Origin of the sequence: uncultured Methylobacterium sp. (genome assembly GCF_964244095.1) — a bacterium.
Classification (GTDB): domain Bacteria; phylum Pseudomonadota; class Alphaproteobacteria; order Rhizobiales; family Beijerinckiaceae; genus Methylobacterium.
The window spans coordinates 1-8,587 of record NZ_CAXTHR010000166.1 but is presented as its reverse complement, the minus strand read 5'-3'; the positions used below and the strand labels follow the sequence as shown (position 1 = coordinate 8,587).

Genomic DNA, 8,587 nt, shown 5'->3' with positions numbered 1-8,587 from the left:
GTGATGATGATGGAGCCCCTGTTCCGCTGCAACCTCGCCTGCGCCGGCTGCGGCAAGATCGATTATCCGGACGAGATCCTGAACAAGCGCCTGCCGGTCGCCGACGCGCTCGAATCCGTCCGCGAGTGCGGTGCACCCGTGGTGGTGATCGCCGGCGGCGAGCCGCTGCTGCACAAGGACCTGCCGCAGATCGTGCAGGGCATCATCGCGCAGAGGAAGTTCGCGATCGTCTGCACCAACGCGCTGCTGCTTGAGAAGAAGATCAAGGACTACGCGCCGAGCCCGTATTTCACGTGGTCGATCCACCTCGACGGCGACAAGGAGATGCACGACGGCTCGGTGTGCCAGCGCGGCGTCTACGACAAGGCGGTGGCGGCGATCGCCAAGGCCAAGGCGATGGGTTTTCGCGTCACCATCAACTGCACGTTCTTCAACAACTCCGCGCCGGACAAGATCGCGAACTTCTTCGACAGCGTGACCCGGATGGGCATCGACGGCATCACCGTCTCGCCCGGCTACGCCTACGAGCGTGCGCCGGACCAGAAGCACTTCCTCAACCGCAAGGCCACGAAGGACCTGTTCCGCGGCGTGTTCCGCCACGGCAAGGAGAAGGGCCGCGAGAAGTGGACCTTCCAGCAATCGGGCCTGTTCCTCGACTTCCTGGCCGGCAACCAGACCTATCACTGCACCCCGTGGGGCAACCCGACCCGCACGGTGTTCGGCTGGCAGAAGCCCTGCTACCTCCTCGGCGAGGGCTATGCGGCGACCTTCAAGGAACTGATGGAGGAGACGGACTGGGATTCCTACGGCACCGGCAACTACGAGAAGTGCGCCGACTGCATGGTGCATTCCGGCTACGAGGCGTCCTCGGTGGTCGACTCGGTGCGCAAACCCTGGAAGCCCCTCGTCCAAGCCATACGCGGCATCCGCACCGAGGGCGACATGGCGCCCGAGGTCAGCCTGGAGAATCAGCGCCCGGCCGAGTTCGTGTTCTCGCGCAACGTCGCCCAGAAGCTCTCCGAGATCAAAGCCTCGGGCATCGACACCAAGGACGAGGCCCGCAAGCGCACCGCCGCGTGAGCACCGATCCCGCCGCGTGACGAGGCCCGCGACCATCGATGGTCGCGGGCTTTCTCGTGCGTGATCGAGGAGCAGGCCCGAGCGTTCCCGGCGCGTTCGCTACGGGATGCCGAGTCCTGCGCCCAGGCACGTGCGGCAACGGCCGAGGCCCTTGAAGGCGGCGGCGGAGTCGCGGGCGAGGCCGACCAGTTCGCCGATACGTGCCTGCCCCCGCGCAAGCGCCGCGAGCACCGCGAGGAGGTCCGGTTCGCCGTTCGGCTTCAGCGCGTGCGCGGCAAAGGCCGGCAGCGCCCGGTCGGCGGGATCGCAGACCGCGCGGATCGCGGCGAAGGGCAGACCGTGACGGGCGGCGTAGGCGGCGGCGACGTGCGATTCCATGTCGACCGCGGCGGCTCCTGTGCGCGCGCGCAGTTCCGCCTTGGCCGCCCGGCTCAGCACCGCCGCCTCGACCCCGACGATGTCGGCGGCGCGCCCGCGCAGCCCGGCCGCCGCCAGCGCCGCGAGAACAGCACCCCGGATGGCGGCATCCGCCTCGTGGCGGCCGGTCTCCGTCACGATGGCGGTGCCGATGACGACGGCGCCCGGCGCCAGGGCGGGATCGAGCCCGCCGGCGATGCCGAAGCTCACGACCGCCCGGCAGCCCGGTGCCGGGCGTGCGGCAAGCAGCGCGCGCAGGCGTTCGGGCGAGCCCCCGGCGCCGACCACCTCCACCCCCGGGCCTGCGGCGAGGCGGGCCTCCCTGGCGAGACCGGTGACGGCGAGGACGGGGTGCATGGGACTCCGCGGCGGTGAATTTTCCTTCCGCGCCACCGGACTCAGAAATCGCACGGCGCGTTCGTGCGATGCGCGGGTCTTCCCTCTCCCCTCTGCGGGAGAGGGTGGCCCGCGAAGCGGGTCGGGAGAGGGGAGCGACGCTTCCGGATAACGCGCTCCCCTCTCCCGACTTCGCTCACGCGAGGGCCACCCTCCCCCGCAAAGGGGGGAGGGAGAGCGTAACGGGCGACCCTGCGCGATGTATGAACCCAGTGGACAAAGGCGGAAGGGAAGGGCGGCGTCTCACATCCCGTAGGCGACCTGCCGGCTGTTGCCGCGCTTCAGGTTGCGGTAGCGCGCCATGGCCCAGAGCGGGAAGAACTTCGGGTAGCCGTGGTAGCGCAGGTAGAACACCCGCGGGAAGCCGGTGGCGGTGTAACGCTCCTCGTTCCAGAAGCCGTCGGCTCCCTGGGTGCGGGCGAGGAAGTTGATGCCGCGGGTCACGGCCGGGTCGTCGCAGGCGCCCGCCGCCATCAGGGCGAGCAGCGCCCAGGCGGTCTGCGAGGCGGTCGAGGAGCCGGCCTCGAAGGTCGGATCGATCTTGTAGCTCGACGCGTCCTCGCCCCAGCCGCCGTCCGGGTTCTGGATGCGGATCAGCCATTCGACCGAGCGGCGGACTTCGGGCGAGGCCGGATCGACGCCGGCCGCGTTCAGCGCGCACAGCACCGACCACGTGCCGTAGATGAAGTTCATGCCCCAGCGGCCGTACCAGCTTCCGTCCTGCTCCTGGTCGTTCAGCAGGTAGGTCACGCCGCGGTCGAGCGCCTTCGACGATTCGCGGGTCTCGCCGAGCTGCGCCAGCATCGAGACGACGCGGGCGGTGACGTCGGCGGTCGGCGGGTCGAGCAGCGCACCGTGGTCCGAGAACGGGATGTGGTTGAGGTACATGTGGTTGTTGTCGGCATCGAACGCCGCCCAGCCGCCGTCCTTCGACTGCAGCCCCTCCACCCACTCGCGCGCGCGGGCGATCGAGGCGGTGTAGTCGGGCATGTTCGCCACCAGCCCGTGCTGGCGCATGGCGCGGTCCATCGCCATCACCACGACCGCGGTGTCGTCGAGGTCGGGGTAGTGCGCGTTGGCGTACTGGAAGGCCCAGCCGCCGGGCCGGACCTTGGGCTTGGCCGCCGCCCAGTCGCCGGCGATGTCGAGCACCTGCCGCGGCAGCAGCCAGTCGAGGCCGGCCCGCGCCTTCCCCTCGGCGTCGGCGCCGCCGGCCTCCAGGAGCGCGTGGCCGGCGAGCGCCGTGTCCCAGACCGGCGAGACGCAGGGCTGCACGTAGGCCTCGTGCGCCTTGACGACGACGAGCTTCTCGATGGCGTCGCAGGCCACCCGCACCTGCGGATGGTCCGGGCCGTAGCCCATCGCCTCGTACATCAGCACGGTGTTGACCATCGCCGGGAAGATCGCGCCGAGGCCGTGCTCGCCGTTCAGGCGCTCGCTCACCCAGGCGCGGGCCTTCTCCATGGCGCGCTTACGCGGGCGCTGCGGCATGTGCGGCTCGATCCGATGGAGCATCCGGTCGATCGCGCCGAAGATCGGCGTCCACGGCCAGGTCGCGTGTGGGCTGCCCGGCCAGCGGCGCACGCTCGCAGGCGGCGTCAGGAACAGTTCGCCGATGCCGATGCCGCGCGGGTTCTTCGCCAGCGGCTTCATCGCCTGGAGCACGAACAGCGGCACCATCACGCAGCGCGCCCAGTACGACACCTTGTCGAGGTGGAACGGGAACCACCGGGGCAGGAACATCACCTCGACCGGCATCGCCGGCACCGCCGACCACGGCACCTGCCCGAACAGCGCCAGGATGAAGCGGGTGAAGACGTTGGACTGCGCGGCGCCACCCCGCGACAGGATCGCCTCGCGGGCCCGGCGCATGTGGGCCGCCTCGATGTCGTCGCCGATCATCTTGAGCGCGAAGTACGCCTTCACGGTGCAGCTCATGTCGAACGGCCCCTCGTGGACGAGGGCCCATCCGCCGTGCTTACCTTGCGTGCGGCGCAGGTAGTTGCCGATCTTCGGCTCAAGCCCCTCGGGGGGCCGGGTGTCGCGGAACTGGTGGAACAGGACGTACTCGGACGGGATCGTGGCATCAGCCTCCAGCTCGAAGCAGATATGCCCGTCGTGCTGCGCCAGGGCGGCCAGCGCCCGCGTCGCCAGCGCGACGCCGCGATCCACGTCCTCGAGGGAGATCGCCTGGGTCTTCGGGCGTTGCAGCGCCTCGACCTTGTTCACAACCTCTCGGTTCACAGCCTGTCGCATCGTCCTCGCCTCAACCGGCCGCGCCCATGCAGCCGTCATGCCTCACGCCGCGCCGCGCGTGCGTGCCGCGCCGCACAAAAGCGCCCGCGCGGCGGTCTTCCCCGATCGGATCGCTCCCTCGATCGTCGACGGCAGGCCGGTCGCGGTCCAGTCGCCTGCCAGGACGAGATTCTTCCGGGCGGTTTCGGCACCGGCACGGCGCGCGGCCTCGGCCGGCGTCGCGGCGAAGGTCGCCCGCTTCTCCTTGACGATCTGCCAGCTTGGCAGTTCCGGTGCAAGCTCCGCGACCGTCGCGATCTCCGCCCAGATCTGCTTGGCCAGATCTTCGCGCGGTACGTCGAGCAGCCTGTCGGCACCGCTGATGGTCACGGAATAGCGGTCGGGATAGGCAAACAACCATTCGGCGAGAGAATTCACCATGCCGAGAATCAGCGGCGAGCCGGGCTTCGGCACCATCCGGAAATGGGCGTTGACGATCGAGCGGAAGCGTTCCGGGGCCGCCAGCCCCGGCAGCATCTCGGCGGCGACCCAGGGCGGCAGGGCGAGGACGACCGAATCGCCGGCGCCGAGATCGATCGGTCCGTCCGCGAAGTCGAGGCGCTCGATGCGCTCCGCGCCGAGGCCGACGCCGCGCAGCCGCCGGCCGAACCGAACCGTGCCGCCGCGCGCTTCGAGATGACGGAGCGCCGGATCGACGAACGCATAGGACAGGCCCTTCACGGCAACGAGCGGCCGGCAGGCCCTGCCGCCGGCGCCCAGGGTCTCGCGCAGGATCTTGGCGGCGAGGCCGACGTCGCTCTCGGTGACCTCGGTGTTCAGCGCCGCGAGCAGGACCGGGTGCCAGAGCCGGTCGTAGAGCGGGCCTTCGCAGGCCATGCTCGCGCCGATGGTGCCGCCGGCACCGTCCGCCTTGCCGGCGGCGGCGCGCAGGATGCCGAGCGGGGCGAGGTAGTCCTTCGCGCGGCTGCCGGGGACGCGGCGGGCCTCGCTCAGCACCCACCACGGCACGCGGCCGGCATTGGGACGCAGCGTCCACCGCTCGCCGGTTTTCAGGTCGGCGAACGGGAAGGCGGTCTCGTCCGGGCCGGCGAGCGCATCGTCCGGCGCGCCGACGCGCTTCAGGAAGTCGAGGGCGTCGGCGTTGCCCGAGAGCAGCAGGTGGTTGCCGTTGTCGATCTCGAGGCCCAGCGTCGGGTCGAAGTAGGAGCGGCAGCGCCCGCCCGCCTGCTTGGCGGCCTCGTGCACGACGACGCGGGCGCCCCGCTCCGCGAGCGACACGGCAGCCGACAGGCCCGCCAGCCCGGCACCGACGACGTGGACCGTTGCCATCACACGATGCCGTGCCTGAGCGCCACGGCGACGAGCGCGAGCTTGCCCGGCTTCACGCGCGCGCGCGGCATCGCCCAGCCGCGCCTGAGCAGTGCGACGAGGTACAGCCGGTAGGCCGCCGCCATCAGCCGCGCCGCCTTGGTCGCCCGGCGCGGGCTCTGCGCGATGATCGCCCAGGCAGCATCGTAATGCGCCTCGGCCTCCGCCGCGACGGCGGCGCAGACCTCGCCGAGGCGCGGATGCAGGATCGCCTCCTGCGGCGTTGGCCTGGTGAGCCCGATCGCCGCGAGCTTCTCGCGCGGAAGATAGAGGCGGCCGCGCTCCGCATCCTCGTCGATGTCGCGCAGGATGTTGGTGAGCTGGAGCGCCCGGCCCTCGTGCCAGGCCAGCCGGATGCCGAGCTCCTCGGGCATGCCGAAGATCCGCACCGAGAGGCGCCCGACCGCGCTCGCGACCCGGTCGCAGTAGAGATCGAGCGTCGCCGCGTCCGGCGCGACGATGTCGGCGAAGGCATCCATCGCCATGCCGTCGATGACCGCCTGGAAATCCGCGCGCTTCAGGTCGTAGCGCCGCACCGGACCGACGAGGTCGCGCACCCGCGGCGCCGGGCGGCCGGCATAGAGCCCGTCGATGTCGGCACGCCAGCGGTCGAGCTCGGCCGCGCGGACATCCGCCGCGCCGCCGTCGTCGGCGACGTCGTCGACCGCCCGGCAGAAGGCGTAGACGGCATACATCGCCGCGCGCCGCTGCTTCGGCAGCAGCCGCATGGCCGTGTAGAACGAGGAACCGGCCGCCGGGAGGGCAGGGGCCTCCGCGGCCGTGGCGTCGGGAGCCGGCGTCGCGACGGCGCTCATGGGTAAGCCTTGCCCTGCGGCGCGGCGCGCACGATCCGGCCGCGGAACGGCCGGCGGGCCAGCGTCGCGCCGATCCCGCCGAGCGCCGTCAGCGCGAACGCGGCCTTGCCGTGATGGACCGTCTCGGAGAGCGGATCGCGCGCCAGCAGGCCGCGGGCGAGCACCACGGCGAGCCGGTGGATGGCGGCGATCTCCAGGGACAGGCGCAGGTCGTCGATCAGGTCGGGCAGCGCCCTGCCGTCGTCGAGGAGGGTAAGGGTGCGCTCGGCCAGTTCGCGGATCACCGCGCGCAGGTGCGGCGTGGCCCTGGCCTCGCCGAGCATCGCGACCGTGGCGCCGTGGCGGTCGAGCGTTTCCTGCGGGATGTAGACCCGGTCGAGATCGCAAAAATCCTTGCCGCAATCCTGGAGGTGGTTGACGATCTGGAGGGCGGCGCAGATCGCGTCGGAGGCCGCCCAGACCCGGCCCGGGTCCTCGCCGTGTACGTCCAGCACGTAGCGGCCGACCGGCATCGCCGAGTACCGGCAATAGTGGATCAGTTCGTCCCAGGTCGCGTAGCGGCTCTTGCGTGCGTCCATGCGGAAGGCGTCGAGCAGTTCGAGCGCGTGGCGGGGCGGCAGGCCGCGTGCCGCGAGTTCCGCCTTGAGCGGTTCGGCCTCGGGATCGGACGGGCCGGAGCCGGTCAGCGCGTCGGCGAGCCCGTCGAGGAGCGCCAGCTTCCGCTCGGGCGAGAGGGCTGCGTGGTCGGCGACGTCGTCGCCGGCGCGGACGAAGCCGTAGAAGGCGAGGATCGCGCCGCGGTTTCGCGGGTGGATCAGGTGCGAGGCGACCGGAAAGTTCTCGTCGCGCGCGCCCTTGCCCGAGCGCAGGTCGGTCGCCGTGTTCCGCGCGCTCATCGCAGATACCCCGCCCCGCGGAACCACGCGATCGCGTCCGACAGCCCAGCGCGATAGGGCCGCGCGGCGTAGCCGAGTTCGGTGCGCGCCTTGGCGTCCGAGAAGAACATCCGGTAGCGCGACATGCGGATGCCGTCGATCGTCGCGAAGGGCTGCCGGCCGGTGAGCCGCGCCATCTGCTCGGAGAGGAAAGCGATCGGATAGACGACCGCGCGCGGCAGGTTCACGGTCGGCGGCTTGCGGCCGACCAGGCGCGCGATGTCGGCGAGCATCTGCGACAACAGGACGTTCTCTCCGCCCAGGATGTACCGCTCGCCGATGCGGCCCTTGCGCAGCGCCAGCAGATGCCCGGCGGCGACGTCGTCCACGTGCGCGAGGTTGAGCCCGGTATCGACGAAGGCCGGCATCCGGCCCGAGGCCGCCTCCTGGATGATGCGTCCCGTCGGCGTCGGCTTGACGTCGCGCGGCCCGATCGGCGTCGAGGGATTGACGATCACGGCCGGCAGGCGCTCGCCCGCGACCATCGCCTCGACCACGCGCTCGGCGACGACCTTGCTCCGCTTGTAGGCGCCGATCGCGGTCTCCGGGGTCAAGCTTTGCGTCTCGTCGGAGGGCGCCGCCCCATCTCCCGGCGGCTTGATGGTGGCGACGCTCGACGTGTAGACCACCCGCTCGACGCCCGCGTCCAGCGCCGCCCGCATCATGGTGCGGGTACCGTCGCGGTTGGTCCGGACGATCTCCTCCCGGTCGGGCGCCCAGAGGCGGTAATCGGCGGCCGCGTGGATCAGGTAGCGTTGGCCGCGCATCGCGGCCGCTGCGGCGGCCGGATCGCGCATGTCGCCCTCGACGATCTCCACGTCGGTCCAGGTCAGGTTGGTGCGCGGGCTCGTCGCGCGCACCATGACGCGCACCGGGAAGCCGGCCTCGCGGAACACGTCGACGAGCGCCGGACCGAGGAAGCCGCTGGCGCCGGTGATCAGCACGGGGCCGATGTCGGAGGAACCGGTATGGGTGGCCTCTGCCATCACGCTCGCATCGTCAGAGGACTGGAGTGATGCCCTGAACTTGGGCACCGCACCGCAACAAGGCGGCTTTTGTCATCGAACGGCGCGCGCGGCAAGGCGACCCGGGCCACACCCGGCCCGTCGTTCGAGGCGAGGGTCAACCCTCAGGCGAGGCGAAGGCGGGAACGGCCCTCCTGCCGCTCTGGGAGGATGTCTTCGACGCGTTTGACGATACTTTTGGCATCCAGCCCGGCGTCGGCGTACATCTTGTCGGGGCTGTCGTGGTCCTGGTAGGTGTCTGGCAGGGTCAGGGTGCGCACCCGCAGGCGCATCGCGTCGAGCACGCCGCGCTCGG

General features: G+C 71.2%; 8 protein-coding genes. 1 reads left to right on the top strand and 7 read right to left on the bottom strand.

Translation table 11 applies throughout. The features are described 5' to 3' along the window. A partial coding sequence (gene hpnH, locus ACFE86_RS19475) for an adenosyl-hopene transferase HpnH (RefSeq protein ID WP_375456975.1) occupies nt 1–1,080 on the top strand: 1,080 nt, incomplete at its 5' end. Nucleotides 1,081–1,179: 99 nt separating this feature from the next. Here hpnH and ACFE86_RS19470 read toward each other — a convergent pair. From ACFE86_RS19470 to ACFE86_RS19440, 7 genes are all read right to left on the bottom strand, one after another. Continuing rightward, complete coding sequence (locus ACFE86_RS19470; protein ID WP_375456974.1) at nt 1,180–1,854, bottom strand: phosphorylase; 675 nt, start codon at nt 1,852–1,854, stop codon at nt 1,180–1,182. Nucleotides 1,855–2,136: 282 nt separating this feature from the next. After that, nucleotides 2,137–4,149 (bottom strand): squalene--hopene cyclase, encoded by a 2,013-nt coding sequence (gene shc / locus ACFE86_RS19465; protein ID WP_375456973.1) that lies wholly within the window; start codon nt 4,147–4,149, stop codon nt 2,137–2,139. A 42-nt stretch (nt 4,150–4,191) separates the two neighbouring features. After that, entirely contained in the window at nt 4,192–5,478 is a 1,287-nt protein-coding gene (gene hpnE / locus ACFE86_RS19460) for a hydroxysqualene dehydroxylase HpnE (protein ID WP_375456972.1), read from the bottom strand. After that, entirely contained in the window at nt 5,478–6,332 is an 855-nt protein-coding gene (gene hpnD / locus ACFE86_RS19455) for a presqualene diphosphate synthase HpnD (RefSeq protein ID WP_375456971.1), read from the bottom strand. The genes hpnE and hpnD overlap by 1 nt, the downstream gene beginning before the upstream one ends. Further along, nucleotides 6,329–7,228, bottom strand: a complete 900-nt coding sequence (hpnC, locus tag ACFE86_RS19450) for a squalene synthase HpnC (RefSeq protein WP_375456970.1) — start codon at nt 7,226–7,228, stop codon at nt 6,329–6,331. Before hpnC ends, hpnD begins: the two co-directional genes overlap by 4 nt. Beyond that, nucleotides 7,225–8,253: a hopanoid-associated sugar epimerase gene (gene hpnA / locus ACFE86_RS19445; protein WP_375456969.1), complete on the bottom strand. Its 1,029-nt coding sequence runs from the start codon at nt 8,251–8,253 to the stop codon at nt 7,225–7,227. The genes hpnC and hpnA overlap by 4 nt, the downstream gene beginning before the upstream one ends. 143 nt (nt 8,254–8,396) lie before the next feature. Next, the coding region (locus tag ACFE86_RS19440; protein WP_375456968.1) for a hypothetical protein at nt 8,397–8,587 on the bottom strand (191 nt) is incomplete at its 5' end.

What these genes read in the sequence shown, in the direction of transcription:
- hpnC (WP_375456970.1), bottom strand. Translation starts at nt 7,228, where the DNA reads ATGAGCGCGCGGAACACGGCGACCGACCTGCGCTCGGGCAAGGGCGCG.
- hpnE (WP_375456972.1), bottom strand. Translation starts at nt 5,478, where the DNA reads ATGGCAACGGTCCACGTCGTCGGTGCCGGGCTGGCGGGCCTGTCGGCT.
- ACFE86_RS19470 (WP_375456974.1), bottom strand. Translation starts at nt 1,854, where the DNA reads ATGCACCCCGTCCTCGCCGTCACCGGTCTCGCCAGGGAGGCCCGCCTC.
- shc (WP_375456973.1), bottom strand. Translation starts at nt 4,149, where the DNA reads ATGCGACAGGCTGTGAACCGAGAGGTTGTGAACAAGGTCGAGGCGCTG.
- hpnD (WP_375456971.1), bottom strand. Translation starts at nt 6,332, where the DNA reads ATGAGCGCCGTCGCGACGCCGGCTCCCGACGCCACGGCCGCGGAGGCC.
- hpnA (WP_375456969.1), bottom strand. Translation starts at nt 8,253, where the DNA reads ATGGCAGAGGCCACCCATACCGGTTCCTCCGACATCGGCCCCGTGCTG.